This is a genomic window from Microbispora hainanensis (assembly GCF_006874475.1).
GTDB classification, from domain to species: domain Bacteria; phylum Actinomycetota; class Actinomycetes; order Streptosporangiales; family Streptosporangiaceae; genus Microbispora; species Microbispora hainanensis.
Genome location: NZ_VIRM01000014.1, coordinates 45333 through 71263, shown reverse-complemented (window position 1 = coordinate 71263; position 25931 = coordinate 45333). Strand labels below are relative to the sequence as shown.

At 71.7% G+C, this 25931-nt stretch carries 23 protein-coding genes; 14 read left to right on the top strand and 9 right to left on the bottom strand.

Annotated features, from left to right (window positions below; translation table 11 throughout):
- The first annotated feature begins 6 nt into the window (after positions 1-6).
- The 4 genes from FLX08_RS13970 to glgB are packed head-to-tail and all read left to right on the top strand — an operon-like array spanning position 7 to position 7466.
- Entirely contained in the window at positions 7-2055 is a 2049-nt protein-coding gene (locus FLX08_RS13970; RefSeq protein ID WP_142619264.1) for an alpha-1,4-glucan--maltose-1-phosphate maltosyltransferase, read from the top strand.
- Positions 2056-2086: 31 nt separating this feature from the next.
- Positions 2087-3838 carry a maltose alpha-D-glucosyltransferase gene (treS, locus tag FLX08_RS13965; RefSeq protein WP_142619263.1) on the top strand — a complete coding sequence of 584 codons (1752 nt, stop codon included), beginning with the start codon at positions 2087-2089 and terminating at the stop codon, positions 3836-3838.
- The gene (locus tag FLX08_RS13960) at positions 3835-5187 is read left to right on the top strand and encodes a maltokinase N-terminal cap-like domain-containing protein (protein WP_142619262.1); all 1353 of its coding nucleotides are present in this window, start codon (positions 3835-3837) and stop codon (positions 5185-5187) included. The genes treS and FLX08_RS13960 overlap by 4 nt, the downstream gene beginning before the upstream one ends.
- A gap of 47 nt (positions 5188-5234) precedes the next feature.
- Positions 5235-7466 (top strand): 1,4-alpha-glucan branching protein GlgB, encoded by a 2232-nt coding sequence (gene glgB, locus FLX08_RS13955; RefSeq protein WP_142619261.1) that lies wholly within the window; start codon positions 5235-5237, stop codon positions 7464-7466.
- Positions 7467-7519: 53 nt separating this feature from the next.
- On the opposite strand, the gene FLX08_RS13950 is transcribed toward glgB, so the two are convergent.
- A complete protein-coding gene (locus tag FLX08_RS13950) occupies positions 7520-8674 on the bottom strand; it encodes an epoxide hydrolase family protein (RefSeq protein WP_142619260.1) in 1155 nt (384 codons plus the stop codon).
- A 63-nt stretch (positions 8675-8737) separates the two neighbouring features.
- Between FLX08_RS13950 and FLX08_RS13945 the strand changes: the two genes are divergently transcribed.
- A complete protein-coding gene (locus tag FLX08_RS13945; RefSeq protein ID WP_142619259.1) occupies positions 8738-9721 on the top strand; it encodes a helix-turn-helix transcriptional regulator in 984 nt (327 codons plus the stop codon).
- Here the strand turns inward: FLX08_RS13945 and FLX08_RS13940 are convergent.
- Positions 9711-10694, bottom strand: a complete 984-nt coding sequence (locus FLX08_RS13940; protein WP_142619258.1) for an NAD(P)-dependent alcohol dehydrogenase — start codon at positions 10692-10694, stop codon at positions 9711-9713. The genes FLX08_RS13945 and FLX08_RS13940 overlap by 11 nt on opposite strands.
- Positions 10695-10856: 162 nt before the next feature.
- Between FLX08_RS13940 and FLX08_RS13935 the strand changes: the two genes are divergently transcribed.
- A complete protein-coding gene (locus FLX08_RS13935) occupies positions 10857-11549 on the top strand; it encodes a DUF2306 domain-containing protein (protein ID WP_244312625.1) in 693 nt (230 codons plus the stop codon).
- A 5-nt stretch (positions 11550-11554) separates the two neighbouring features.
- Here the strand turns inward: FLX08_RS13935 and FLX08_RS13930 are convergent, their stop codons facing one another.
- Together FLX08_RS13930 and FLX08_RS13925 are read right to left on the bottom strand one after the other, a co-directional pair.
- A complete protein-coding gene (locus tag FLX08_RS13930; protein WP_341874328.1) occupies positions 11555-11935 on the bottom strand; it encodes a cysteine hydrolase family protein in 381 nt (126 codons plus the stop codon).
- A 38-nt stretch (positions 11936-11973) separates the two neighbouring features.
- Complete coding sequence (locus FLX08_RS13925) at positions 11974-13290, bottom strand: MFS transporter (protein WP_142619256.1); 1317 nt, start codon at positions 13288-13290, stop codon at positions 11974-11976.
- Positions 13291-13503: 213 nt separating this feature from the next.
- Between FLX08_RS13925 and FLX08_RS13920 the strand changes: the two genes are divergently transcribed.
- Positions 13504-14439, top strand: coding sequence for a LysR family transcriptional regulator (locus FLX08_RS13920; protein WP_142619255.1), 936 nt, complete (start codon positions 13504-13506; stop codon positions 14437-14439).
- Positions 14440-14463: 24 nt separating this feature from the next.
- On the opposite strand, the gene FLX08_RS13915 is transcribed toward FLX08_RS13920, so the two are convergent.
- Together FLX08_RS13915 and FLX08_RS13910 are read right to left on the bottom strand one after the other, a co-directional pair.
- The gene (locus tag FLX08_RS13915) at positions 14464-15150 is read right to left on the bottom strand and encodes a response regulator (RefSeq protein ID WP_142619254.1); all 687 of its coding nucleotides are present in this window, start codon (positions 15148-15150) and stop codon (positions 14464-14466) included.
- Positions 15147-16289 (bottom strand): sensor histidine kinase, encoded by a 1143-nt coding sequence (locus tag FLX08_RS13910; protein WP_142619253.1) that lies wholly within the window; start codon positions 16287-16289, stop codon positions 15147-15149. Before FLX08_RS13910 ends, FLX08_RS13915 begins: the two co-directional genes overlap by 4 nt.
- 205 nt (positions 16290-16494) lie before the next feature.
- Here FLX08_RS13910 and FLX08_RS42060 point away from each other — a divergent pair, with 205 nt between their 5' ends.
- The 3 genes from FLX08_RS42060 (at position 16495) to sppA (ending at position 19936) form a co-directional block, all read left to right on the top strand.
- Positions 16495-16644, top strand: coding sequence for a hypothetical protein (locus tag FLX08_RS42060; RefSeq protein ID WP_244312624.1), 150 nt, complete (start codon positions 16495-16497; stop codon positions 16642-16644).
- Positions 16641-18143, top strand: a complete 1503-nt coding sequence (locus FLX08_RS13905; protein WP_244312623.1) for a glycosyl hydrolase family 18 protein — start codon at positions 16641-16643, stop codon at positions 18141-18143. Before FLX08_RS42060 ends, FLX08_RS13905 begins: the two co-directional genes overlap by 4 nt.
- A gap of 101 nt (positions 18144-18244) precedes the next feature.
- A complete protein-coding gene (gene sppA / locus FLX08_RS13900; protein WP_142619252.1) occupies positions 18245-19936 on the top strand; it encodes a signal peptide peptidase SppA in 1692 nt (563 codons plus the stop codon).
- On the opposite strand, the gene FLX08_RS13895 is transcribed toward sppA, so the two are convergent.
- Positions 19937-20395: a flavin reductase family protein gene (locus tag FLX08_RS13895; RefSeq protein WP_142619318.1), complete on the bottom strand. Its 459-nt coding sequence runs from the start codon at positions 20393-20395 to the stop codon at positions 19937-19939.
- Positions 20396-20608: 213 nt separating this feature from the next.
- On the opposite strand from FLX08_RS13895, the gene FLX08_RS13890 reads away from it, so the two are divergent.
- The 4 genes from FLX08_RS13890 to iolD all read left to right on the top strand — a co-directional run bounded on the left by FLX08_RS13890 (position 20609) and on the right by iolD (position 24323).
- Positions 20609-21352 (top strand): GntR family transcriptional regulator, encoded by a 744-nt coding sequence (locus FLX08_RS13890; protein ID WP_244312621.1) that lies wholly within the window; start codon positions 20609-20611, stop codon positions 21350-21352.
- A gap of 102 nt (positions 21353-21454) precedes the next feature.
- Entirely contained in the window at positions 21455-21655 is a 201-nt protein-coding gene (locus FLX08_RS13885; protein ID WP_208761435.1) for a hypothetical protein, read from the top strand.
- Positions 21652-22464 carry a 5-deoxy-glucuronate isomerase gene (gene iolB / locus FLX08_RS13880; protein ID WP_142619250.1) on the top strand — a complete coding sequence of 271 codons (813 nt, stop codon included), beginning with the start codon at positions 21652-21654 and terminating at the stop codon, positions 22462-22464. The genes FLX08_RS13885 and iolB overlap by 4 nt, the downstream gene beginning before the upstream one ends.
- A complete protein-coding gene (gene iolD, locus FLX08_RS13875; RefSeq protein ID WP_142619249.1) occupies positions 22461-24323 on the top strand; it encodes a 3D-(3,5/4)-trihydroxycyclohexane-1,2-dione acylhydrolase (decyclizing) in 1863 nt (620 codons plus the stop codon). The genes iolB and iolD overlap by 4 nt, the downstream gene beginning before the upstream one ends.
- Positions 24324-24500: 177 nt before the next feature.
- On the opposite strand, the gene FLX08_RS40580 is transcribed toward iolD, so the two are convergent.
- Together FLX08_RS40580 and FLX08_RS13870 are read right to left on the bottom strand one after the other, a co-directional pair.
- Entirely contained in the window at positions 24501-24662 is a 162-nt protein-coding gene (locus tag FLX08_RS40580; RefSeq protein WP_167530405.1) for a hypothetical protein, read from the bottom strand.
- A 340-nt stretch (positions 24663-25002) separates the two neighbouring features.
- A complete protein-coding gene (locus FLX08_RS13870) occupies positions 25003-25923 on the bottom strand; it encodes an ABC transporter substrate-binding protein (RefSeq protein WP_142619248.1) in 921 nt (306 codons plus the stop codon).
- Between the last annotated feature and the right edge of the window lie 8 nt (positions 25924-25931).

Sequence of the window (25931 nt, the reverse complement as noted above, 5' to 3'; positions counted from 1 at the left end):
GTGACGATGATCGGACGCATTCCCATCCAGGACATCCAGCCCGTCGTCGACTGCGGCCAGTGGCCCGCCAAGGCCGCCGCGGGAGAGACCTTCGAGATCAGTGCGACGGTGTTCCGCGAAGGACACGACGCGGTCGCCGCCGGCGTGGTGCTGACCGACCCGAGCGGCACGCCGGGCCGGATGCTGCCCATGCGCGAGGTCGCCCCCGGCACCGACCGGTGGAGCGTGGAGGTCACGCTGCCCGCCGAGGGCCTGTGGCAGTTCCGGGTGGAGGCGTGGAGTGATCCGATCGCCACGTGGATGCACGACGCGGGCATCAAGATCCCGCGCGACCTGGACGCCGACCTCATGTGCGAGGAGGGCGCCCGGCTGTTCGAGCGGGCGGCCAAGGGCGTGCGGGCGGCGGACTGCACGGCGGCGGAGGCGGGCGGCACCTGCGGGCACCGGGCCGCTCTGCTGGCCCTCGCGGCCCGGCTGCGCGACGACGCGGTGGACCCCAGGGCGCGCTTCGCGGTGACCCAGCTGCCCGAGACGGCCGCGCTGATCGCCGCGCACCCCCTGCGCGACCTGCTCACCCGGTCGGGCCGCAACCGGGTGCGGGTGGACCGGCGGCGGGCGCTGTTCGGCTCCTGGTATGAGTTCTTCCCCCGCTCGGAGGGCGCCGTGGTGGGGCAGGAGGGCGTGGCGCCCAAGTCGGGCACGTTCCGTACGGCGGCCAGGCGGCTCCCGGCGATCGCCCAGATGGGCTTCGACGTGGTCTACCTGCCGCCGATCCACCCGATCGGGACGCAGTTCCGCAAGGGCCGCAACAACACCCTGACCCCCGACCAGTACGACCCCGGGTCGCCCTGGGCCATCGGCTCACAGGAGGGCGGGCACGACGCGATCCACCCCGATCTGGGCACGATCGAGGACTTCGACGCGTTCGTCGCCAAGGCGCGCGAACTGGGCATGGAGGTCGCCCTCGACCTCGCGCTCCAGTGCTCCCCCGACCACCCGTGGGTCAAGGAGCACCCGGAGTGGTTCAACATCCGGGCCGACGGCTCGATCGCGTACGCCGAGAACCCGCCGAAGAAATACCAGGACATCTACCCGCTGAACTTCGACAAGGACCCCGAGGGGATCTACGCGGAGGTCAAGCGGGTGGTCCGGCACTGGATGGACCACGGCGTGCGGATCTTCCGGGTGGACAACCCGCACACCAAGCCGGTCCGGTTCTGGGAGCGGCTGATTTCCGACATCAACACGACCGACCCCGACGTGCTGTTCCTCGCCGAGGCGTTCACCCGCCCTGCCATGCTGCGCACGCTCGCCAAGGTCGGGTTCCACCAGTCGTACACCTACTTCACCTGGCGCAACTCCAAGCCCGAGTTGGAGGAGTACCTGCGGGAGCTGTCCCACGAGACCTCGCACTACCTGCGGCCGAACCTGTTCGTCAACACGCCCGACATCCTGCACGAGTATCTCCAGCACGGCGGCGTCCCGGCGTTCAAGATCCGGGCCATTCTGGCCGCGTTGATGGCTCCTACGTGGGGTGTGTACTCCGGGTATGAGCTGGCCGAGAACGTCCCGGTGCGTCCCGGCAGCGAGGAGTACCTGGACAGCGAGAAATACCAGTACAGGCCGCGTGACTGGGCCGAAGCGGAGCGTGAGGGCCGCAGCCTTGCCCCGCTCATTACCCAGCTCAATTTGTTGAGAAGAGCGCACCCGGCACTCCAGGAATTGCGTAACCTACGGTTTCACAACGTCGACCAGCCGGACGTGATCTGCTTCTCCAAGCGGCTGCCCGGCGCCTATGACACGGCCTCACGACGGCACGGACTAGGCGATGTCGTGCTGGCCGTCGTCAATCTGGATCCACACAACACACACGAGGCGACGGTCTGGCTCGACATGCCGGCCCTCGGTCTCGACTGGCATGCCGAGTTCGTCGTGGACGACCAACTGTCGGGCGAGTCGTACCGCTGGGGGCAGGCGAACTACGTGCGCCTCGACCCGCACGTCCATCCCGCACACATTCTCACGCTCCGCCACGGGTCAGCGCACCGCCCGTGAGCGCAGCTCGGCACATCCGGGGAGTCAAAAGGTGAGCTCGACGACACCTCAGCCCAGTCACACCCAGCCCAGCCACACGCAGCCGGTCCCCAACACCTTCACCGAGGAGGAGCCGCGGGACAAGTACTGGTACAAGCGGGCTGTCTTCTACGAGGTGCTGATCCGGGGCTTCGCCGACTCGAACGGCGACGGCACCGGCGACATCCGTGGCCTCATCGAGAAGCTGGACTATCTCCAGTGGCTCGGCATCGACTGTCTCTGGCTGCTCCCGCTGTACGAGTCCCCCCTCAAGGACGGCGGGTATGACATCTCGGACTACATGAAGATCCTCCCGGACTTCGGCGATCTGGGGGACTTCGTCAGGCTCGTGGACGAGGCGCACAAGCGCGGCATCCGGGTCATCGCCGACCTGGTCATGAACCACACCAGCGACCAGCACCCCTGGTTCCAGGCGTCCCGCACCGACCCCGAGGGTCCGTACGGCGACTTCTACGTCTGGAGCGACACGGACGAGAAGTACAAGGACGCCCGGATCATCTTCATCGACTCCGAGGCGTCCAACTGGACCTACGACCCGGTCCGCGGGCAGTACTACTGGCACCGGTTCTTCCACCACCAGCCGGACCTCAACTTCGAGAACCCGGACGTGCAGGACGCGATGCTGGAGGTCATCCGCTTCTGGCTCGACCTCGGCATCGACGGGTTCCGGCTCGACGCGATCCCCTACCTGTTCGAGCAGGAGGACACCAACTGCGAGAACCTGCCGGCGACCCACGCGTACCTCAAGCGCGTGCGGGCCGAGGTCGACCGCCTCTACCCCGACCGGGTGCTGCTGGCCGAGGCCAACCAGTGGCCTGCCGACGTGGTGGAGTATTTCGGCGACCCGGTCACCGGCGGCGACGAGTGCCACATGGCCTTCCACTTCCCGCTGATGCCGCGCATCTTCATGGCGGTGCGGCGGGAGTCGCGCTACCCCATCTCGGAGATCCTGGCTCAGACGCCGAAGATCCCCGAGAACTGCCAGTGGGGCATCTTCCTGCGCAACCACGACGAGCTCACGCTCGAGATGGTCACCGACGAAGAGCGCGACTACATGTACTCCGAGTACGCCAAGGACCCCCGCATGCGGGCCAACGTCGGCATCCGCCGCCGGCTGGCGACGCTGCTGGACAACGACCGCAACCAGATCGAGCTGTTCACCGCGCTGCTGCTCAGCCTGCCCGGCTCGCCGGTCATGTACTACGGCGACGAGATCGGCATGGGCGACAACATCTGGCTCGGCGACCGGGACGGCGTCCGCACGCCCATGCAGTGGACGCCCGACCGCAACGCGGGATTCTCCAGCTGCGACCCCGGCCGGCTCTACCTGCCGGTGATCATGGATCCGATCTACGGATATCAGGCGATCAACGTCGAGGCGCAGCAGAAGAGCGCCAGCTCGCTGCTCCACTTCACCAAGCGGATGATCGAGATCCGCAAGCGTCACCCGGTGTTCGGCCTCGGTGAGTTCACCGAGCTGAACTCGTCCAACCCCAGCGTGCTCGCGTTCGTGCGGGAGCTGGGCGACGACCGGGTGCTGTGCGTCAACAACCTGTCGCGCTTCCCCCAGCCGGTCGAGCTCGACCTGCGCAGGTTCGAGGGGTCCACGCCGGTCGAGTGCATGGGCGGAGTTCCGTTTCCCCCGATCGGCGAGCTTCCGTATCTTTTGACGCTCCCTGGGCATGGGTTCTATTGGTTCACACTGCCCGTCACGAACAGGGCGGCCGGCACGAAGGAGGAGTGACGACTTCACTTCAGGGACTCCTGGCCGGCTGGATCACCGGACAACGGTGGTTCGCCGGCAAGGGGCGCGCCATCGACGACCTGTCCATCGACTCCGAGATCGAGATCGCCTCCGGCGACCCGGCGCTGGTCCACCTGATCGTGTGCGTGCGGCAGGGGGAGCGCCGCACGCGCTACCAGATCCCGGTCGGGCTGCGCGAGCACCTGCCCGACCGGCTCGGTCACGTCCGGATCGGCACCTGCCGCCGGGGCGACGGCCGCGAGGTCGAGGTGTACGACGCGCTGCACGACTCCGCCCTGATGGGGCACCTGCTGGAGGGGATGGCCGGCGACCGCCGGTTCGACGGCCTCGGCTTCCACCCGGCGCACGGAGTGGAGATCGACACCTCGCAGCGCAGCCTCGTGCTGACCGCCGAGCAGTCGAACACCTCGCTGGTGTACGGCGACACGTACATCCTCAAGCTGTTCCGCCAGCTCAACCCGGGAGTCAACCCCGAGCTGGAGATCATCACGGCGCTCGCGGACGCGGGCTCGGCCCACGTGGCCAAGCCGTACGGCTGGATCGAGACCGAGCTCCAGGGCGAGCCCACCACCCTGGCGATCATGCAGGAGTATCTGCAGAACGCCAACGAGGGCTGGTCGATGGCGCTGACCAGCGTGCGCGACTTCTACGCGTGCCCCGAGGGCATGCCGGCGGAGGACGCCGGAGGCGACTTCGCCGCCGAGGCGCGGCGGCTCGGGGTGGCCACCGCGCAGGTGCACCGCGAGCTCGCGCGCGCCTTCCCCACGGGAACGATCGAGCCGACCGAGATCAAGCGGATGACCGAGCGGTTCCGCCGCCGCCTCGACAAGGCGGTGGCCGAGGTGCCGCCCCTCGGCGAGCACGCCGCCGTGGCCGCCGAGGCGTTCGACCGGCTGGCCGACCTCGGTCACGAGATCACGGTGCAGCGCGTGCACGGCGACTATCACCTCGGCCAGGTCATGCGCACGATGACCGACTGGGTGGTGCTCGACTTCGAGGGCGAGCCGGGCCAGCCGCTGGCCGAGCGGCGGGCGCTCGACTCGCCGCTGCGCGACGTGGCGGGCATGCTGCGCTCCTTCGAATACGCCGCGCGGCACCTGCTGGCCGGGCATCCCAACGCCGAGGCGCTGGAGTGCCGGGCCAGGGAGTGGTCCGAGCGCAACCGGGCCGCCTTCCTGGCCGGCTACTCCGAGGGCGGCGGGCGCATCCGCGGCGACGACGCGGTGCTGCTGCGCGCGCTCGAACTGAGCAAGGCGGTCTACGAGGTCGTCTACGAGGCGCGCAACCGGCCCTCGTGGCTGCCCATCCCGCTCGCGGCCTTTCGCTGACAAGATCGGGGTGTTCGGAGGGGCATATCTAGGGCAGGTTGGGCGACATGGACTTGGACCGGCTGGCCGGGGGCGCGCATCACGACCCCCACTCGATCTTGGGGGCCCATCCCGGGCCCGAAGGCGTCACGATCAGGGCCCTGCGCCCCTTCGCGGAGAAGGTCGAGGTGCTGGCCGACGGGTCGGCGCACGAGATGAGCCATCGCGCGTTCGGGGTGTTCGAGGTGACGCTGCCCGGCGTCGACAAGGTCCCCGACTATCGCCTGCGCATCACCTATCCCGACGCTCCGCCGTACGAGACGGACGATCCCTATCGGCACTGGCCGACGCTGGGCGAACTGGACCTCCACCTGATCGGCGAGGGCCGGCACGAGCGGCTGTGGGAGGTGCTCGGGGCGCGCGTGATGCGTCACGAGGACGTGGACGGGACGGCCTTCTCGGTCTGGGCGCCCAACGCGCAGGGTGTGCGGGTGATCGGCGACTTCAACCACTGGAACGGCGCCGCCCACCCCATGCGCTCCCTCGGCCGTTCCGGCGTGTGGGAGCTGTTCCTCCCGGAGATCGGCGAGGGCACGCGGTACAAGTTCCAGATCCTCGGCCTCGACGGGATCTGGCGGGAGAAGGCCGACCCGATGGCCCGCCGCACCGAGGTGCCCCCGGCGACGGCCAGCATCGTCGAGAGTTCCGACTATGAGTGGCGCGACGAGGAGTGGATGGCCGCGCGGTCGTCGCGCGACGCCCTCGCCGAGCCGATGAGCGTCTACGAAGTGCACCTGGGCTCCTGGCGGCCCGGCCTGTCCTACCGCGACCTCGCCCGCGAGCTGGTCGAGTATGTCACGGACATGGGATTCACCCACGTGGAGTTCCTGCCGGTCGCCGAGCATCCGTTCGGCGGCTCGTGGGGATACCAGGTGACCTCCTACTACGCCCCCACCTCACGGTTCGGCTCCCCCGACGACTTCCGCCACCTCGTGGACGAGCTGCACCGGGCCGGCGTCGGCGTGATCGTCGACTGGGTGCCCGCGCACTTCCCCATGGACGAGTGGGCGCTGGCCCGCTTCGACGGCACGCCGCTCTACGAGCACGCCGACCCCGGCCGCGGCACCCACCCCGACTGGGGCACGTACGTCTTCGACTTCGGCCGCAACGAGGTGCGCAACTTCCTCGTGGCCAACGCGCTCTACTGGCTCAAGGAGTTTCACGTCGACGGCCTGCGGGTGGACGCCGTGGCCTCGATGCTCTACCTCGACTACTCCCGGCGCGAGGGCGAGTGGACGCCCAACGTGTACGGAGGCAGGGAGAACCTCGACGCGATCGAGTTCCTCAAGGAGATGAACTCCGTCGTCTACCGCGAAGAGCCGGGAATCGTGACGATCGCGGAGGAGTCGACCGCCTGGCCCGGTGTATCGCGGCCCGTCCACCTCGGCGGGCTCGGCTTCGGCTTCAAGTGGAACATGGGCTGGATGCACGACTCGCTCAGCTACATGTCCCGCGAGCCGATCTATCGGCAGTATCACCACCACCAGATGACGTTCTCCCTGATGTACGCCTTCTCCGAGAACTTCGTGCTGCCGCTGTCGCACGACGAGGTCGTCCACCTCAAGGGGTCGCTGCTGGGCAAGATGCCGGGCGACGAGTGGCAGCGCTTCGCCAACCTCCGCGCGCTGTACGGCTTCATGTGGGCCCACCCCGGCAAGCAGCTGCTGTTCATGGGCGGCGAGTTCGGCCAGGGGGCCGAGTGGTCGGAGGCCAACGGCCTCGACTGGTGGGTGCTCGACTTCGACTACCACCAGGGCGTACGCCGCCTGGTGAAAGACCTCAACCGCCTCTACCGGGAGTCGCCCGCGCTGTACACGCGCGACCACACCCACGAGGGCTTCCGCTGGATCGACGCCGACGACGCCTCGGGCAACGTGCTGTCGTTCCTGCGCTACGGCGCGGACGGCTCGGTGCTGGCCTGCGTCGCCAACTTCTCCGGCGCCCCGCACGAGGACTACCACCTCGGCCTGCCCACTCCCGGGCGGTGGGAGGAGGTCCTCAACACCGACGCGTACGAGTACGCCGGGAGCGGCGTCGGCAACATGGGCTCGGTCGAGTCGGTGGAGACGCCGCGGCACGGGCTGCCCTGCTCGACCCGGCTGCGCGTGCCGCCGCTCGGCGTCGTGTGGCTGCGCCCGGTGGAGAGCCCGACGGCCGTGAGCCCGGAGATGGACGAGCGCGCCGAGACGGTCGCAGAGGAGACGGACACCGAGCCCGAGGGCCTGGTCGCCGAGTCCTGAGCCCCGCCGGCCGGGGATCGCTGCACGGACCCCGGAAAACCGGGCGGAGCAGGTCAGGCGCGCCCGCCGAAGAACTCCCGCAGGTCCTCCACGAGCAGACCGGGCGCCTCCAGGGCGGGGAAGTGGCCACCCCGGTCGAACTCGGTCCAGCGCGCGATGGTGTGCACCTTCTCGGCGAACCCGCGGACGGCGAAGTCCGTGGGGAAGACCGCCACGGCCGTGGGCACGCCCGACCGCTCGCGCGGTGCCCACATGGACGGGTCGTTGAACCGCTCGAAGTAAGTGTGCGCGGCCGAGCCCGCGGTGCCGGTGTGCCAGTAGAGGCTGACGTCGGTGAGGATCCGGTCGCGGTCCACGGCGTCTTCGGGCAGAGCGGCGGCCGGGTCGGTCCACTCCTGGAACTTCTCCACGATCCAGGCGAGCTGGCCGGCCGGGGAGTCATGCAGGGCGTGCCCGATCGTCTGCGGCTTGGTGCCCTGGATCTGCATGTACGCGCTCGACCGGTCCTGCCAGTCCTTCATCCGGTTCAGCCGCTCCCGTTCGGCCTCGGTGAGCGCGGCCATGTCGGCCGGGTCCCCCGTCGGGAAGGTGACCAGCGCGTTGAGGTGGACCCCGATGACCCGGTCGGGCGCCGCCCGGCCGACCAGCGGGGCGACGAAGGCGCCCACGTCGCCGCCCTGCACGCCGTACCGGTCGTAGCCGAGCCGGTCCATCAGCTCCGCCAGCGCAGCGGCGGCACGTCCGTCGGTCCAGCCGGCGGCGGGCAGCGGGCCGGAGAAGCCATACCCGGGAAGCGACGGGATCACCACGTGGAAGGCGTCGGCGGGGTCCCCGCCGTACGCCGCAGGGTCGGTGAGCGGGCCGATCACGTCGAGGAACTCCACGATCGAACCGGGCCAGCCGTGGAGCAGCAGCAACGGTGTGGCGCCCGCCTCCGCCGAGCGGACGTGCAGGAAGTGCAGGTCGATGCCGTCGATCGTGGTCGTGAACTGCGGATGGGCGTTGATCGCGGCCTCGTGCGCCCGCCAGTCGTACTTCTCCGCCCAGTACGCCGCCAGATCGCGCAGGTAGCCGGTCGGCACGCCGCGCTCCCAGCCGGTGTCCGGCAACTGGGGAGCCCAGCGGGTGCGGGCGAGCCGGTCGCGCAGGTCGTCGATGCCGGCCTGGGGGACCTGGATGCGGAACGGACGGATTTCGGTGTTCGTCATGCGGATCACCGTAGGAACAATCGGTGTCAGGTTCGGTCACCAATAGCGGGCACAATTTCCCTCATGCTGGAAACCTCGGCGCGACTGCTCCGGCTGCTGTCCCTGCTCCAGTCGCGCGGCGACTGGCGGGGCGCCGACCTGGCCGAACGGCTCGGCGTGGGCCTGCGTACGGTGCGGCGCGACATCGATCGGCTGCGCGACCTCGGTTATCCGGTGGACGCGACGCCGGGAGTCGCGGGCGGTTATCGGCTCGGAGCCGGCACGGCGCTGCCGCCGCTGCTGCTCGACGACGAGGAGGCGGTGGCGGTCGCGATCGGGCTGCACACGGCGGCGACCGGCAGTGTCGCCGGGCTGGAGGAGAGCTCGGTGCGGGCGCTGGCCAAGCTGGAACAGATGCTCCCGGCCCGTCTCCGGCACCGGGTGACCGCGTTCCGCGCGGCGGCCGTACCGCTGACCGGGCCGGCGCCGGCCGCCGAGGCGGTCGACCCGGGTTTGCTGACCGCGCTCGCGGCGGCCTGCCGCGACCACCGGCGGCTGCGGCTGCGCTATCCGGGACGGAACGGAGTGCCGGTCCGCACCGTCGAGCCCCACCGGCTGGCCCACACGCACCGGCGGTGGTATCTGCTGGCGTGGGACGTGGACCGCGACGACTGGCGGACCTTCCGGGCCGACCGGATCCAGGGGCCGGTGGAACCGCCCGGCGCCCGATTCACCCCGCGTACGCCTCCCTCCGGCGACGTGGCGGCGTACGTCTCCGACGCGATCTCGTCGGCACCCTACCGCTATCGCGCCCGGATCCTGTTCGGGGCCCCGATCGAGGCGGTGGCCCGGCGCTCCTCCCCCACCGCCGGCCGGCTGGAGGCGCACGGCGCCGACGCCTGTTTGTTCCACACGGGCTCCGACTCCCTGGAGACGCTGGCCCTGCACGTCGCGGCCAAGGGGTTTCCGTTCCGGGTGCTGGACCCCCCCGAGCTGATCCCGGTGCTGCGCGATCTGTCCGACCGGCTGCAGGCGGCTGTGGCGGACTCCGGAGAGGTCAGATCGTGACGACGACCTTGCCGGCGGCGTGGCCCTGCTCCACGTAGGCGACGGCCGTGGGGATCTCGCCGAACGCGTAGGTGCGGCCGATGACGGGGGTGACTTTGCCGTCCTCGATGAGGTCGGTCAGCCGCATCAGGTCGCCCCGGATGTTCCCGGCGCCGATCACCTGGGTCATGACCACGCGCTGGGACACGAACGGCGACACCGCGAGCGTCGCGAGAGTGTGGCCGACGGGTTGCAGCCACCGTCCGGCCGGCCCGCCGACGACGACGTGCGTCCCCCGGGGCTTCAGCACCCGCGCGCAGGCCCGCAGCGAGCGGGTGCCCGCGATGTCGAGCAGCACGTCGTGGCGCGGCCCGCGCCGGGTGAAGTCCTCCTTCGTGTAGTCGACCACCTCGTCCGCGCCGATCGAACGCACCAGGTCGGCGTTCCGCCCGCTGCACACACCGGTGACCTCGGCCCCGAACGCCTTGGCGAGCTGCACGGCGAACGTCCCGACGCCGCCCGAGGCCCCGTTCACGAGAACGGCGTGACCCGCCTGGACCCCTCCCTGGTCGAGTGCCATCAGCGCGGTGACGGCCGCCAGCGGCACCGCGGCCGCCTGCTCGAACGACAGGGTCTCCGGCTTGCGGGCCAGTGCGCTCTCCGGCACGCACACGTACTCGGCGAAGCCGCCCTGGGTGAGCAGCGCGAACACCTCGTCGCCTGGGGCGAACCCCGTGACGCCGGCCCCGACCGCCTCGACGTGTCCTGCCACGTCGGCGCCCAGGATGCCGATGCGCGGCCCGCGCGGGCCGAGCGTGCCGCCCATCAGCCGCGCGGCGTACGGCTCGCCTCGCATGTGGTGCCAGTCGTACGGCTGGACGGAGGTGGCTCGCACCCGCACCAGCACCTCACCGGGGCCGGGCACGGGTGTGTCCACGTCGATGAGCTCCAGGACGTCGGGCGGACCGTACGAGCGCAGGACGTAGGCCTTCATGGGATTCTCCTCATCACCTCGGCGGTGGGGAGTGCCAGCGTAAGAAGCGCCACACGCGGGGCGTATCGGCCGAAAGTACGCCCGATCGGCAGCCGATCGGGTGGTGCGAATCCGGCCGTTCCGCCGATGAAACGGCACCCTCGCGGGGACGACGATCGGCGCATGACCGAATCGATGGAACGGCCCGCACTCGCCCGGGGCACCTCAGCAGGCAGGAATCGCAGGACGGGATGGCTCGTGCCCGCCGCGCTGATCGCGCTCAGCGCCGTCCCGGTGATCGCCGGCTCCACCCGGCTGGGGCAACTGGCCGGCGGCGGGCCGATCACCCACGACAGCGTCCGCTATTTCGCGACGCCCGCGCCCGTCGTCGCGCACATCGTCTCCGTCACGGTCTTCAGCATCCTGGGAGCGCTCCAGTTCGCCCACGGACTGCGCCGCCGCAGGCCCGCCTGGCACCGCGCCGCCGGGCGGCTCGTGGTGCCGTCCGGGCTCGTCAGCGCGGTCTCGGGGCTGTGGATGACGTTGTTCTATCCCCCGTTGCAGAACGACAGCGCCCTCCTCGTCGGCCTGCGGCTGGCGTTCGGCACCCTCATGATCGTGTCCCTCGTCCTCGGCTTCGCGGCGATCCGGCGGCGGGACGTCACCCGCCACCGCGCCTGGATGACGCGGGGCTACGCGATCGGCATGGGCGCGGGCACCCAACTGCTGACCGTCGGTCCCTGGATGGCGCTGGCCGGCGAGCCCGGCCCGCTCCCCCGGGCGCTGCTGATGGGCGCGGGATGGGTGATCAACCTCGCCGTCGCGGAGTGGGCCGTACGCAGAGGCTCCCGGCTCCCGTCCCGAAGGGCGAGGTAGGCGGCTCATGCCCGATCGGGCCGGCTCTCCCGCAGGAGCGAGCGCAGTTCGGCGGTGTCGACGATGTGGGCCAGCCTCGGGAAGATGCCCGTCATCAGGGCCTGGTGGGCGTGCGGGTCCAGGTCGGCGACGCCGTCGGACAGGACGTAGAGCCGGTAGTCGCGGTCGGCGGCGTCGGTGAGGGTGGACAGCACGACGCCGCTGGTGGTGATGCCGGCGATGACCAGGGTGGTGATTCCGCGATCCCGCAGCCGCCGGTCCAGGTCCGTCGTGGACAGCGCGCCGTAGCGGGTCTTGCGTACGACGATGTCGCCGGGCTCGGGAGCGAGCCGATGGTGGATGTCTGTCGCGGGGTCCGCGTGGTGCAGGAGGCGCTGCCGTGTAATGAGGTCGCGGTGGAGGCCGTGCCCGCCATGGCGGTCCGTCAGGCGCGGCTCGGCGCGGGCTCCGGCCCGGCGGGCGGCCCGGCGGGCGGTTCGGCAGGCGGTTCGGCAGGCGGTTCGGCAGGGGGATCAGCAGGGGGCTTGGTGGGGCTCGTCTCGGCGCGGCGGGGAAGCAGCAGCGGGGTCGCCAGCAGGAGCACGCCGGCCAGGCCGATGGCCGTGCGCGGGCCGAGCAGGCCGCCCAGCACGCCCCAGACGGCCGTCAGCAGCGCGGTCGACGCCTTGGTGGTCACCGTCCAGGCCGACAGCATGCGGGCGATCCGGCCGGGTGCGGTGCGTTCGAGCCGGTAGGTCGCGCAGACGGGGTTGAAGACCCCGCAGCAGAAGATGAGCCCGAGTTCGAGGCCCATCACCAGCAGCAGCCCTCCGGTGCCCGGCCCCACGAAGGCCAGGCCCACGAGCCAGAGCGCGCGCAGCGCCCCGCTCGCGACCAGCACCCGGTGCTGCCCGAACCGGGTGACGAGCGGCCGGGCCAGCCGCGAGCCGAGCAGCCCGCCGATCGAGGGCGCGGCGAAGGCGAGGCCGTACTGCCAGGGCGCGAACCCGAGCGGGCCGAGCATCAGGACGGCCAGCAGCGCGTCGGCGGCCATCACCAGGCCGTTGAACACGGCGGCGTTGAAGAACAGCGGACGCAGCGTCGCGTCGGCGAGGATGTAGCGCCAGCCGTCGAGCAGGTCCCCGATGCGCATGCGAGCGGCCTCCCTGCGCTCGGGGCGCGGCTCCCCGCCGCCGATCGCACGGATGCCCAGAGCCGAGAGCAGGTAGCTGACCGCGTCGGCCACCACCGTCGCCACCGGGCCGAGGAGCCCGATCAGGGCGCCGCCAAGCGGCGGTCCGACGATCGTGGTCGTCCAGGCCGTGGACTCGAACCGGGCGTTGGCGACGAGCAGGTCCCCGGCGGGCACCAGCGTCTTCAGGTACGCGCCGGAGGCCGCGCGGAAGGTGATGTCGGCCGCGGCGACGACGACCGACACCAGCAGGAGCTGGACGAAGGAGAGCACGCCGAGCGCGAACGCGGCGGGGATCGTCAGCAGAGCCGCACACCGCACCAGGTCCGTCCCGATCAGCACCGGCCGCTTGCGGCGGAACTCCACCCACGGGCCCAGCGGCACCGCCACGGCCGCGCCCACCGCGGCCCCCACGGCGGACAACGCCGCGACCTCCACCGGGCCGGCGTGCAGCACCTGGATCGCGATCAGCGGGAACGCGCCGAAGGCGAGCCACGTGCCGAGCGCGCTGGTGCCGTACGCCGCCCAGAGCCATCCGAACCGCCGCCCCAGCCCGTGCCCGTTCCGCATGTCCGACGCCTCTCGTCACTCGCCCGCACAACCGATGCCGCACAACCGATCCGCGACCCGAAGCATCAAAGCGAGCCCGATGACCAGGGATCAAACAACCGCTAGGCCCTCCCATGACAACCACCGGTTGTACGCCCAGGGAGTGCCGGACGAATGCCGCCCGTCGTGAGCATGGGTGAGGCCACGCTGTCGGCAACGACCTAAGGTGTCCGAATGGACCTCGACGCCGTCCGGACCTTCGTGGCCGCCGCCGAAGCGGGGCAGTTCCAGGAGGCCGCCGCCGACCTGGCGGTCACCCAGCAGGCCGTCTCCAAGCGCATCGCCGCCCTGGAGCGCCACCTCGGCGTGCGGCTGTTCCTCCGCACGCCGCGCGGCGCCGAGCTCACCATCGACGGGCAGGCGTTCCTGCCTCACGCCCGCGGGCTGCTGCGCGCCGCCGAACGCGCGGTCACGTCCGTGCGCGCCGGCCGCCGTCCGCTGCGCGTCGACATGATCGCCTCGCGCAGCGCGGCCTCGGCCCTGCTGCGCGGCTTCCACCGCGCGCACCCCGAGATCGACCTCGACGTGGTGATGCTGTTCGATATCGAGAAGGCCGTCGCCGCCATCCGGTCCGGCGCGATCGACGCGTCCTTCCGCGCCGTCGCCATGCCCGGCCGCCCCCTGCCCGAGGACATCGAGGCCGTCCGGGTGATCGACGAGCCGCTGCAGCTCCTCACCGGCCCCGCCCACGCGCTGGCGGGCGCCCGGTCGGTGACGGTCGCCCAGCTCGCCGGGCACCGGATCTGGATGCCCGGCATCGTCCCCGGCACCGAGTGGGCCGCCTACTACGACGACCTCGTCGCCGAGTTCGGCCTCACGATCGAGGCGACCGGCCCCAACTTCGGCTCCGACGCGCTCCTCGACACCATCGCCGACACCCCGGCCCTGGCCACCTTCATGGGCGGGCACACCCGCCTCGTCTGGCCCGCCGGCCACGGCCTGCGCCGCATCCCGGTGACCGACCCCGCGCCCGTCTATCCGCACGCGCTTCTGTGGCGCCGCGACAACCCTCACCCCGCGCTGGCGACCCTCCGCGCCCACCTCGCCGCCGCCGGGACCGGGCAGGACGCGGCCGGGACCTGGACACCCCACTGGGCGATCCCCCGCTGAAGGCCCCCCACAGCCAGGGTCCGGTCAGCTTCCGACGCGGCCGGTCTCGTACGCCCAGATGGCGATCTCCACCCGGTTGCGGGCGCCCAGCTTCGCCATCAGGCTGGCGACGTGCGTCTTCACCGTGCTGAGCGAGATGTGCAGCTCGGCGGAGATCTCGCCGTTGGTCCGGCCGCGCGCCACGGCGGCGAGGATCTGCTCCTCCCGGTAGGTGAGCGCCTCGATGGGCTGCGCGGGCGACGCGGCGGGACCGGTGCGGGCGAAGGTCCCGAGCAGCCGCGCGGTGACGCTGGGGGCGATGAGCGCGTCGCCGCCGGCGGCGGCGTGCACGGCCTGCGCGAGCATGTCGGCGCCGGCGTTCTTCAGCAGGAACCCCCGGGCCCCCGCCCGCAGCGCGGCGTAGACGTACTCGTCGAGGTCGAACGTGGTGATCACGACGACCGCGAGGGGATCGGCGACGTCAGGACCGGCCAGGGACCGGGTCGCCTCGATGCCGTCGGTGCCGGGCATGCGGATGTCGAACAGGCACACGTCGGGCCGCAGGCGCCGGGCCAGCTCGACGGCCCGCCGACCATCGGCGGCGGTGCCGACGACCTCGATGTCCTGCTGGGCGTCGAGGATCATCGAGAGCCCGGTGCGGACGATCTCCTGGTCGTCGGCGATCAGCACCCGGACGCTGCGCCCATCAGCTCGCTCGCTTCGCTCGCTCATGTCGTGACGCCGGCCCGGGGAAGCACCGCGGTCACCGTCCACCCCCGATCGCGGTCCGGGCCGGCCACGCACGTGCCGCCGAGCAGGTTCGCGCGCTCGCTCATGCCGATGATCCCGTATCCCGGCGGCGCGGCCGGGCGCGCGGTGCCCCCGTCGCCGTCGTCGCGCACGCACAGGCGCACCGCCGTCTCATCCACGGCGACGCGCACCTCGACCCGGGTGGCGCGGCGCGCGTGCCGTACGGCGTTGGTCACCGCCTCCTGCGCGATGCGGTAGACGGCGGACTCGACCGACGGCGACAGGCCGTCCAGGTCACCCGATATCTCCACCTCGACCGCCGGATGGTGGGAGCCGCCCCGGCTGGCGAGCCGTTCGAGCTCGGCGACGCGCCGGCCGGGCGTCAGCTCCGCCGGCCGGTCCCGGCGCAGGACGCGGACGATGGCGCGCATCTCGTCGAGGGCCCGTGCCGCCTCGGCCTCGATCACGCGGAGCGCATCGGCCGCGGCGTCCGGACGCGACGCCGCCGTGGCGAGCCCGGCCTGTGCGCGGATGGCCATGGCGGAGACGTGGTGCGCGACGGTGTCGTGCAGGTCGCGGGCGAGCTGCTCACGCATCAGCAGCTTGACCTGGTCGAGCTCGCGCATCCGCGCCCCGGCCCGATAGCGGAACACGCCGCCCAGGCTGGTGGTCGCGAGCATGACGGCGAACGGCCCGATCACGTCGGGCAGAGCGGCGTGGTCGACGAGCACGGACAGACCGGCGGCGGCCAGCATGATCCCCAGGCCGGCCACGATCTCCCTGCCCGACCCCCACCGGAACATGGCGTACGGCAGGATCAGCATGTATCCCAGCGTGTACATGTCGAGGGTCGCGCCGGTCACGAGGACCGGGATCACATCCGTCGCGACGAAGCAGATCGCGAGCATCGCCAGCGGCCGGGTCCGCCGCCACAGCAAGATGGGGACCAGCCCGGCGGTGACGGCGACCTCGAAGAGCCGCCACGGAAGGTCCGGCCGCAGCACCCCTTCGAGCACCGCGAGCGGCACGAGCACCCCGACGAGCGCCCAGTCCCGCCACACGCGTACGGGTGGATCGGGGGGACGGGGCTCGTACCACACGGAGCGGACAAAGCCGTGCACCGGATCATCGTACGAGACCGGGCGCCCGCCGCGCCGCTCCCAAGCAGGCACTCTCCTGTCGCCTCCGCCCGGGGGGCCGACCTTAGCGGAGGCTTAAACGACCCTTAGCGGGAAACGAGGGCGTTGACCCCCTCGCTGTCTGTGCTTACTCTCCTAACTAATAGGAAACTTTCCTGTCCTTTACCCCCCAAGAGCAGGAGCTCCGGTGCGAAAGATCCTCCTCGGCTCCCTGATCGCGGGCGCGGCGTTACTCGCGCCGCTCGCGCTCGGGACCGCGACCGCCGCCACCCCCGCCACCGCCACGTACTCCGTCGACTCCGACTGGGCACCGGCTTCCAGGGCAAGTTCACCGTGAAGGCCGGGTCGGACGCCCTGCCGAGCTGGACCGTCGAGATCGACATGCCCTCGGGCGCGTCGATCAGCTCGGCCTGGGACACCACCATGACCAGGAGCGGCAACCACTACACGTTCAAGAACCCCTCCTGGAGCGGCGGCCTCGCGGCGGGCGCGTCGGCGACCTTCGGCTTCATCGGAGCGCCCGGCGGCTCGACCCCGCTGAACTGCACGCTGAACGGCGCGCCCTGCACCGGCGGGCCCACCAGCTCCCCCTCGGCCAGCCCGAGCACGAGCCCGAGCGCCAGCCCGTCCGCCTCGCCCTCGGTTTCGCCGTCCGCCTCCCCTTCGGCGTCTCCCTCCGCGTCGCCCTCGGCGAGCCCGACGCCCCCGCCGCCCGGCGGCAGGAAGGTGCTGGGCTACTTCGCCGACTGGGGCGTCTACGCCCGGCAATACTTCGTGAAGAACATCGTGAGCAGCGGCTCGGCCGCCAAGCTCACCCACATCAACTACGCCTTCGGCAACGTGACCAACGGCCAGTGCGCGATCGGCGACTCCTACGCCGACTACGACATGGCCTACACCGCGGCCAACAGCGTGGACGGCAAGGCCGACACCTGGGACAACCCCAACGCGCTGCGCGGCGCGTTCAACCAGCTGCGCAAGCTCAAGGCGATGTACCCGCACATCAAGGTCCTCTACTCCTTCGGCGGGTGGAGCTGGTCCGGCGGCTTCGGGCAGGCGGCGGCCAACCCCACCGCGTTCGCGAACTCCTGCTACAACCTGCTGAAGGACCCGCGCTGGGCCGACGTGTTCGACGGCATCGACATCGACTGGGAATACCCGAACGCCTGCGGCCTGAGCTGTGACTCCAGCGGTGCGGCGGCGTTCAGGAACCTGATGGCGGCCCTGCGGGCCAAGTTCGGTCCCAGCTACCTCGTCACCGCCGCGATCACCGCGGACGGCACGAACGGCGGCAAGATCGACGCGGCCGACTACGGCGGCGCGGCGCAGTACCTCGACTGGTACAACGTGATGACCTACGACTACTTCGGCGCCTTCGCCGCGCAGGGCCCGACGGCGCCGCACTCGCCGCTCACCTCCTACTCCGGCATCCCCACCGCCGGGTTCTACTCCGACGCGGCCGTCCAGAAGCTCAAGAGCAAGGGCGTGCCGGCGAGCAAGCTCCTGCTGGGCATCGGCTTCTACGGCCGCGGCTGGACCGGCGTCACGCAGGCCGCGCCCGGCGGCAGCGCCACCGGCGCCGCGCCCGGCACGTACGAGGCGGGCATCGAGGACTACAAGGTCCTCAAGAACAGCTGCCCGGCCACCGGCACGGTCGCCGGCACCGCCTACGCCAAGTGCGGCTCGAACTGGTGGAGCTACGACACCCCCGCCACGATCGGCGGCAAGATGACCTACGCCAAGAACCAGGGTCTCGGCGGAGCGTTCTTCTGGGAGTTCAGCGGCGACACCGCCAACGGTGAGCTGATCACCGCGATGTCCAACGGGCTGAAGTAACCGGGGTAACCGCCTCGCACCGACATGGGCCCTCGCGCGTCTCGCGCGGGGGCCCTGATCGTCCGGCCGCCCTGGCGAAACCTTCGCTTATGGTGGCATTTATGGACGCGACGAGGACGATCGTAGAAACGGTGGGCAAGCTGCGGCAGCGCCGCACCGCGCCGCTCGTGCTGGAACTGGACCTGACCGAGGGGCTGTCGGAAGGCCCGCCCTCCGACCCCGTCACCGCCCTGCTGTCCATGCGCAAGGCGCGCCTCACCGACGTGCTGTCGGGCCTGCGCCGCGCCCGCAAGGACCCCCGCGTGACCGCGCTGATCGTCAAGATCGGCGGCAACCCCCTCGGCCTCGGCATGGTGCAGGAGCTGCGTACGGCCGTGGTGAAGCTGCGCGCCGCGGGCAAGCGCACCGTCGCGTTCGCCGAGACGTTCGGCGAGTTCGGCGCGGGCACCGTCCCCTACTACCTGGCCAGCGCCTTCGAACGGGTCTACCTCCAGCCCTCCGGCGACGTGGGCCTCACCGGCGTGGCGCTGGAGCAGCGGTTCCTGCGCGACGCGCTCGCCAAGGCCGGGGTGGAATATCAGCTCGGCCAGCGGCACGAGTACAAGACCGCGGCCAACACCTTCACCCAGAACCACATGACCGACGCCCACCGCGAGTCGACGGGGCGCATCGCCGAGTCGGTCACCGAGCAGATCGTCGCGGGCGTCGCCGAAGGACGCGGCCTCGACCCCAAGCGAGTGCGCGAGCTGATCGACCAGGGCCCGTTCATCGGGTCGGAGGCCGTCGAGGCCGGGCTCGTGGACGAGCTGAAGTATCGCGACGAGGTCTACGCCGAGACCGTCGACGAGGGCGCGCACCTGCTCTACGTGTCGCGGTACGCCAAGAGCACGCTGTCCGGCAGGCTCCCCCACCCCGGGGCGGCCACGGTCGCCCTGGTCCACGGCACCGGCATGATCCGTCTCGGGCGCAGCGGCCGCTCGCCGCTGGGCGGCGGGGGCGCCATGGGCTCCGACACCATCTGCGCCGCCCTGCGCTCGGCCCGGCGCGACGAGAAGGTCAAGGCCATCGTGTTCCGCGTGGACAGCCCCGGCGGATCGTACGTCGCCTCCGACGCGATCTGGCGGGAGGTCGTGCTGGCGCGCCAGGCGGGCAAGCCGGTCATCGTGTCGATGGGCGACCTCGCGGCCTCCGGCGGCTACTTCGTGTCGATGGCCGCCGACGTGATCGTGGCCCAGCCGGGCACGCTGACCGGCTCGATCGGGGTGTTCGGCGGCAAGCCCGTGGTCGGTGAGCTGCTCGGCAAGCTCGGCGTGGTGACGGAGTCGGTCGCCGAGGGCGCCAACGCCGGGATGTTCTCGCCGTCCACCGCGTTCTCGGATGAGCAGTGGCAGCGGGTGAACGCCTGGCTCGACCGCATCTACGACGACTTCGTGGGCAAGGTGGCGCAGGGCCGCGGCCTGACCAGGGAGCGGGCGCACGAGCTGGCCAGGGGCCGGGTGTGGACCGGCGACGACGCCAGGGCGGCCGGTCTCGCCGACGAGCTCGGCGGCCTGGAGGACGCGCTCGCCCTGGCCCGCCGCCGGGCCGGGCTGCCCGGTGACGCCCCCGTACGGACCTATCCCCGCATGCACCCTCTGGAGCGGCTGCGCCCGCCGGAGTCGAGCGAGGACAAGTCGGCCGCGCTCGCCCGGGTGCGCCTGGAGGCGTGGGGGCCGCTGGCGCGGATGGCCGGGCAGCTCGGCCTCCCGGCGTACGGCCCGCTGGTGCTGCCGGGCTGGTGGACGATCAGGTGATCACTGGACCGGGCGGTAGCGGGAGCGCAGCCGTACGAGCGGGGCCTTGGACGCGTCGACGTAGTCGACGCCGAGGACCTCGCCGATGAACAGCGTGTGATCGCCGGCCGGGACGACCTGGACCGTCTCGGCCTCGATCGCCGCCACCCCGCCCTCCACGACGAGCGCCTCGCTGTGCGCGCCGCGATGGTGGGCGACCCCGGCCAGCAGGAGCCGGGCGCCCGGCCGTCCGGCCGTGGCGAACCTGGAGGCGATCGTCTGCTGGCCGTCCGCGAGGACGCTCGCCGCCCAGCGGTCCCTGCGCAGCAGCACCTCGGCGAGATATCCGGCCGAGTCGAGGCTGATCAGCACGAGCGGCGGGTCGAGCGACACCGACATCAGGGTCGCGACCGTCGTGCCCAGGTCGTCGCGGTCGTCCTTGACCGTCACGACGGCCACGCCCGCGGCCACCTGCGCCATGGCCTCGGTGAACAGTCCCTGTGCAGGTCCCACGCCCCGGCTCCTTCCCCTCCGGCGTGCGACTGTGCCACCGGGGACCGGGACGCGCAACCGAGCTCCCCAGGATGCGCGGGGATCCCTTCGATGGCACGTCCTGCGGAAGGGGGTGTCTCCCCTCGTTGCCGGACACGCGGGCATTGGTCCGGACATTCTGATGTCAGCTACCGTCGGGTCGTGACCGTCACTCGATTGGACATCGACCTCGACAGGTCGAGCCCCGTGCCCCTCTATTTCCAGGTGGCCGAGCGGATCTCGGAGGCCATCCAGGCCGGCACGCTGCCCCCCGGCTCCCGGCTGGACAACGAGATCCAGCTCGCCGAGCGACTCGGCCTGTCCCGCCCCACCATCCGCCAGGCGATCCAGTTCCTCGTCGACAAGGGCCTGGTCGTCCGCAAGCGCGGCGTCGGCACCCAGGTCGTGCACGGCCAGGTGAAGCGCTCGGTCGAGCTGACCAGCCTGTACGACGACCTGCGCAGGGCCGGGCAGAAGCCGGAGACCCGGGTGCTGTCGCTGGACACCGTCCCGGCCGGGGAGGAGGCCGCGGCGGCGCTCGGCGTCGAACCGGGCGCCGAGGTGCTGCGACTGGAGCGGATCAGGTTCGCCATGGGAGAGCCGCTCGCCCTGCTGCACAACTGGCTGCCGGTCGGGCTGGCCCCGCTGTCCGCCGAGTCGCTGCAGGAGCGCGGGCTCTACGAGATGCTGCGCCAGACCGGCATCCGGATGCGGGTGGCGCACCAGCGCATCGGCGCTCGCGCCGCCACCCCGGCGGAGGCGCGGCTGCTGGAGGAGCGGCGCGGCTGCCCGCTGCTCACGATGGTCCGCACCACCTACGACGACCAGGGACGGGCGGTCGAGCACGGCTCGCACGTGTACCGGGCCTCGCATTATTCCCTTGAGGTCACCCTCGTCGAGCGCTGAGTCACGCGGTCGAGACCGTCGTGACCCGCGGGTCCGCGCGGGGACTGCCCCCAGTCACGGGGAACGTTCCTGATGGAGGGGCAGGAAGGGGGGGCGCCGGGCATGCGTGAGGAGGACCGCCGCCGCCTGCGGGACGACCGGGCCTGGCACCCGGAGCGGGTGGCCCACGCGGCCGCGGTCCGCAGGCGCCGTCCGCCGGTGAGCGGGCGCGGCCCGCTGCTGATCATCGCGGCCGACCGACCGGCCCGGGGCGTGCTCGGCGTGGCCGTGGACGCCGCGGTCACCCTGCTGGAGAGCACATGACCCACATTCCGTACGGCATGGCGACCTCCGGCCCCTGGGGCGTCGAGATCACCCCGGAGGCCGCGGGCTGGACGTACGCCGGGCTGCGGGTCGTGGACCTGGCGGACCGGCCGGTGGAGCTGTCGACGGGCGAGGAGGAGATGCTCGTCCTGCCGCTGGCGGGCGCGTGCGACGTCGTCGCCGACGGCCTGCGGCTGTCGCTCACCGGACGCCCCTCGGTGTTCTCCGGGCCGACCGACTTCGCGTACCTGCCGGTGGACGCTTGGGTCACCGTCAGCGGCAGGGGCAGGATCGCGTTCCCGGCCGCCCGGGCCACCCGCCGCCTCCCCGTGAGGTACGGCCCGGCCGATGCCGTGCCGGTCGAGATCCGGGGGGCGGGGCAGGCGACCCGGCAGGTGAACAACTTCTGCTCCCCGGAGGCGTTCGACTGCGACAAACTCGTGGCGGTCGAGGTGATCACTCCGGGCGGCAACTGGTCGTCCTATCCGCCCCACAAGCACGACACGCCCTCCGAGCACGAGGCGGTGCTCGAGGAGATCTACTACTTCGAGGGCGGCCCCGGCTACCAGCGGGTGTACGGCACCCACGAGACGCTGGCCGAGGTGTCGGCGGGCGATGTCGTGCTCGTCCCGCACGGCTATCACGGCCCGTCGATGGCCGCGCCCGGCTACGACCTCTACTACCTGAACGTCCTGGCCGGCCCGGCGGGCACGCGGTCGATGGCCTTCACCGACGACCCGAGGCACGCGTGGATCCGCGACACGTGGGCAGATCAGCCCGTCGATCCCCGGCTGGGAGGTGTCTCATGACGAACACGACGAGGCTCACGGTCGCGCAGGCGCTGGTGCGGTTCCTCGCGCGGCAGTGGACCGAACGCGACGGCGTCGAGCACCGGCTCATCGCCGGGTGCTTCGGCATCTTCGGGCACGGCAACGTCGCGGGCGTCGGCCAGGCCCTGGCGGAGCAGGGCGCGGGCACGCGCGACCCGCTGCCCTACTATCTGGCCCGCAACGAGCAGGCGATGGTGCACACGGCCGCCGGCTACGCCCGGCAGTCCGGCCGGCTGTCCACGCTCGCCTGCACCAGCTCGATCGGGCCGGGCGCGACCAACATGGTGACCGGGGCCGCGCTGGCCACGATCAACCGGCTGCCAGTGCTGCTGCTGCCCGGCGACCTGTTCGCCACCCGGGCCGCCTCGCCGGTGCTGCAGGAGCTGGAGGACCCCCGGTCGTACGACGTCGGCGTCAACGACTGCCTCAGGCCCGTCAGCCGCTTCTGGGACCGGGTCAACCGGCCCGAGCAGCTTCCTGCGGCGCTGCTGGGGGCCATGCGGGTGCTCACCGACCCCGCCGAGACCGGCGCGGTGACGCTGGCGCTGCCGCAGGACGTGCAGGCCGAGGCGTACGACTGGCCCGAGGAGCTGTTCGCCCGCCGGGTGTGGCACGTGGCCCGGCCGGTCCCCGAGCCCGCCGCCCTGGCCAGGGCCGTCGCGCTGCTGCGCGGCTCGCGCCACCCGCTGATCGTCGCCGGGGGCGGGGTCAGGTACAGCGACGCCTGCGCCGAGCTGGGCCGCTTCGCCGCACGCCACGGCGTGCCGGTGGCCGAGACCCAGGCCGGCAAGGGCGCGCTGCCGTACGACCATCCGTGCGCGGTGGGCGCGATCGGGCACACCGGGACGCGCGCGGCCGACACCCTGGCCCGCGAGGCCGACCTGGTCATCGGGATCGGCACCCGCTACAGCGACTTCACCACCGCGTCGCGGACGCTGTTCCGGCGGGCCCGGTTCCTCAACGTCAACGTGGCGGCGTTCGACGCCGCCAAGCACGCGGCCGAGATGCTCGTCGCCGACGCCCGGGAGGCCCTGAAGACGCTCGACGCGGCCTTCGGCGACGTGGACTGGCGGGCCGACCCCGCATGGACGGCCCGCGCGGCCGAGCTGGCCGCCGCCTGGCAGGCGGAGATCGACCGGTTCTGCGGCGGCACCGAGCTGACCCAGCCGGTCGTGCTCGGCGTGCTGAACGAGGTCGCCGCGGGCGGGGTGGTGGTCAACGCCGCCGGGTCGATGCCGGGCGACCTGCACCGGCTCTGGCGGGCCTCCGACCCCGGGCAGTATCACGTCGAGTACGGCTACTCCTGCATGGGCTACGAGATCGCCGGGGGCCTGGGGGTGAAGCTCGCCGCGCCCGAGCGCGAGGTGTTCGTGCTCGTCGGCGACGGGTCCTATCTGATGATGGCCCAGGAGATCGCCACCGCCGTGCAGGAGGGCGTCAAGCTCGTCATCGTCCTGGTCGACAACCAGGGCTTCGCCTCGATCGGCGCGCTGAGCGAGTCGGTCGGCGCGCTCCGGCTCGGCACCGCCTATCGCAGGCGCGGCCCCGGCGGCCGGCTCGACGGGGAGCGGCTGCCGGTGGACCTCGCCGCCAACGCGGCCAGCCTCGGCGCCGACGTGCTGACGGCCACCGACCCGCAGACCCTGCGGGCCGCGCTCGCCAAGGCGGTCGCCTCCCCCCGTACGACCGTGGTCTACGTCGAGACGGTCCCCGGCCCCGCACCGGCCGCCGAGGCGTGGTGGGACGTGCCGGTGGCCGAGGTGTCCGGGCTCCCCGAGGCGCGCGCCGCGCGCGAACGCTACGAGGAGGCCAAGCGCGACCAGCGGCCCTACCTCTGAGGACCGATCCCGGATCCCGCGTACGGAGCGTTCTCAGCGCTTGGCGGTCGCGGTGATGCGGGCGTAGCCGATGACGTGGGAGGACAGGGCGAAGGAGGCCAGGGCGGGGGTGGCGTTCGCGCCTGTTCGTCCTCACCCCGGCCGACCAGGCCACCGAGAACGCCCTGCGCGCCCTCGTCACGGCCCGCTCCACCGCTCTGACCGCCATCGCCTGACCGGGGCCACGCGGCGGAACCCGCCGCGTACGGTCCGCTGGGCGACTTCGGCGACGCGCTCGAACTCGGGCAGGCCGCGGCGCGGCTGACCGGCGACGGCAGGCCGCTGTGGGAGGACGCGCACACGGCGATGCTCGCTCGGCTGGCGGGGGGCCGGCATCCTCACGCTGGACGCAGGCCGGTGGGCAGGGCTCGACCTGGACGGGGTGCAGGTGACGGAGGTCTCCGACCCCGAGTGGCCGGGGCGAAGGCAGGGCGCCGGGGATGCCCGACCGGCCGACACCGGCACCGGCACCGGCACTGGCACTGGCACTGGCACTGGCACTGGCACTGGCACTGGCACTGGCACCGGCGAGCGGAAACCGCGCCGGGTCGAGCGCCGTCCGGTCCGGACAGACGAACGCCTCCCGGTGGGGAACACGAGTAATGCTCCGGCCGGGAGGCGTTCGGCTACGTGGTCGCTGTCAGACCAGGCCGTTCTGGGTGAGCCAGTCCTTGGCCACCACGGGCGGGTCGTCCTTGTCGACGGCGATGCGCTTCATCAGGGTGACCAGCGTCTGGGTGTCCAGCTTGGCGGAGACCGCGTTCAGCGTGGAGGTGACGGTGTCGTTCACCCCGGCCTTGTAGACGAGGGGCGTCACGTTCTCGGAGCCGAAGGCGTTCTTGTTGTCCTGCAGCGGCACGAGGTCGTTCAGCACGATCTTGGGGTCGGTGGTGAACACGTTGCCCACCTGGACCGTGCCGCTCTTGATCGCGTCAGCGGTGGTGTCGCCGGTGGGCTTCCACTGCTTGAACTCCAGGCCGTAGACGCTCTTGAAGTTCTCCTCCTGGCGCTGCTTGAACTCCGGCGGGCCGCCGACCACGAAGTCCTTCGCCACCTTGACGAGGTCTTCAATGGTGCTGAGCTGGTATTTGTCGGCCGTGGCCTTGGTGACCGTGAGCGAGTTGTTGTCCTCGGCCGCCGCCGGTTCCAGGATCTCCAGCTCCGGGGGCAGCTTGGCCTTCAGGCCCGCGAGGATCTCGTCCTTGGTCCTGGCGGTGCTCGACTTGTCGATGAACGCCAGCAGCGACCCGGCATATTCGGGCAGCACGGTCAGGCCGCCGCCCTTGACCTGGTCGTAGACGACCTCGCGGCTGCCGATGTTGGGCTTCTCCTCGACCGTGACCCCCTTGGCCTGGAGGGCCTGGGCGTACATCGAGGCGAGCAGGACGCTCTCGGGGAAGTTGAAGGAGCCGACGACGACCTTCGCGGCGGCGGCGTCGCCCGAGCCCGACGCCGACGGGGCGGCGGACGCGGTCGTGGAGAGCGGGTCGGAGCTCCCGCAGGCCGATAACGTGAGCGCCGCGGTCAGTGCGACCGCCGCGACGCCGAAGATACGCCTCATACCAAAAA

Excerpts from the sequence above, each read along its gene's own strand:
- FLX08_RS13920 (WP_142619255.1), top strand. The coding sequence starts at position 13,504 with ATGGACCTCGACGCCGTCCGGACCTTCGTGGCCGCCGCCGAAGCGGGG.
- FLX08_RS13915 (WP_142619254.1), bottom strand. The coding sequence starts at position 15,150 with ATGAGCGAGCGAAGCGAGCGAGCTGATGGGCGCAGCGTCCGGGTGCTG.
- FLX08_RS13970 (WP_142619264.1), top strand. The coding sequence starts at position 7 with ATGATCGGACGCATTCCCATCCAGGACATCCAGCCCGTCGTCGACTGC.
- FLX08_RS13945 (WP_142619259.1), top strand. The coding sequence starts at position 8,738 with ATGCTGGAAACCTCGGCGCGACTGCTCCGGCTGCTGTCCCTGCTCCAG.
- FLX08_RS13935 (WP_244312625.1), top strand. The coding sequence starts at position 10,857 with ATGACCGAATCGATGGAACGGCCCGCACTCGCCCGGGGCACCTCAGCA.
- FLX08_RS13940 (WP_142619258.1), bottom strand. The coding sequence starts at position 10,694 with ATGAAGGCCTACGTCCTGCGCTCGTACGGTCCGCCCGACGTCCTGGAG.
- FLX08_RS13895 (WP_142619318.1), bottom strand. The coding sequence starts at position 20,395 with ATGGCGCAGGTGGCCGCGGGCGTGGCCGTCGTGACGGTCAAGGACGAC.
- FLX08_RS13950 (WP_142619260.1), bottom strand. The coding sequence starts at position 8,674 with ATGACGAACACCGAAATCCGTCCGTTCCGCATCCAGGTCCCCCAGGCC.
- FLX08_RS13925 (WP_142619256.1), bottom strand. The coding sequence starts at position 13,290 with ATGCGGAACGGGCACGGGCTGGGGCGGCGGTTCGGATGGCTCTGGGCG.
- iolB (WP_142619250.1), top strand. The coding sequence starts at position 21,652 with ATGACCCACATTCCGTACGGCATGGCGACCTCCGGCCCCTGGGGCGTC.
- iolD (WP_142619249.1), top strand. The coding sequence starts at position 22,461 with ATGACGAACACGACGAGGCTCACGGTCGCGCAGGCGCTGGTGCGGTTC.
- FLX08_RS13885 (WP_208761435.1), top strand. The coding sequence starts at position 21,455 with ATGCGTGAGGAGGACCGCCGCCGCCTGCGGGACGACCGGGCCTGGCAC.
- glgB (WP_142619261.1), top strand. The coding sequence starts at position 5,235 with ATGGACTTGGACCGGCTGGCCGGGGGCGCGCATCACGACCCCCACTCG.
- FLX08_RS13870 (WP_142619248.1), bottom strand. The coding sequence starts at position 25,923 with ATGAGGCGTATCTTCGGCGTCGCGGCGGTCGCACTGACCGCGGCGCTC.
- sppA (WP_142619252.1), top strand. The coding sequence starts at position 18,245 with ATGGACGCGACGAGGACGATCGTAGAAACGGTGGGCAAGCTGCGGCAG.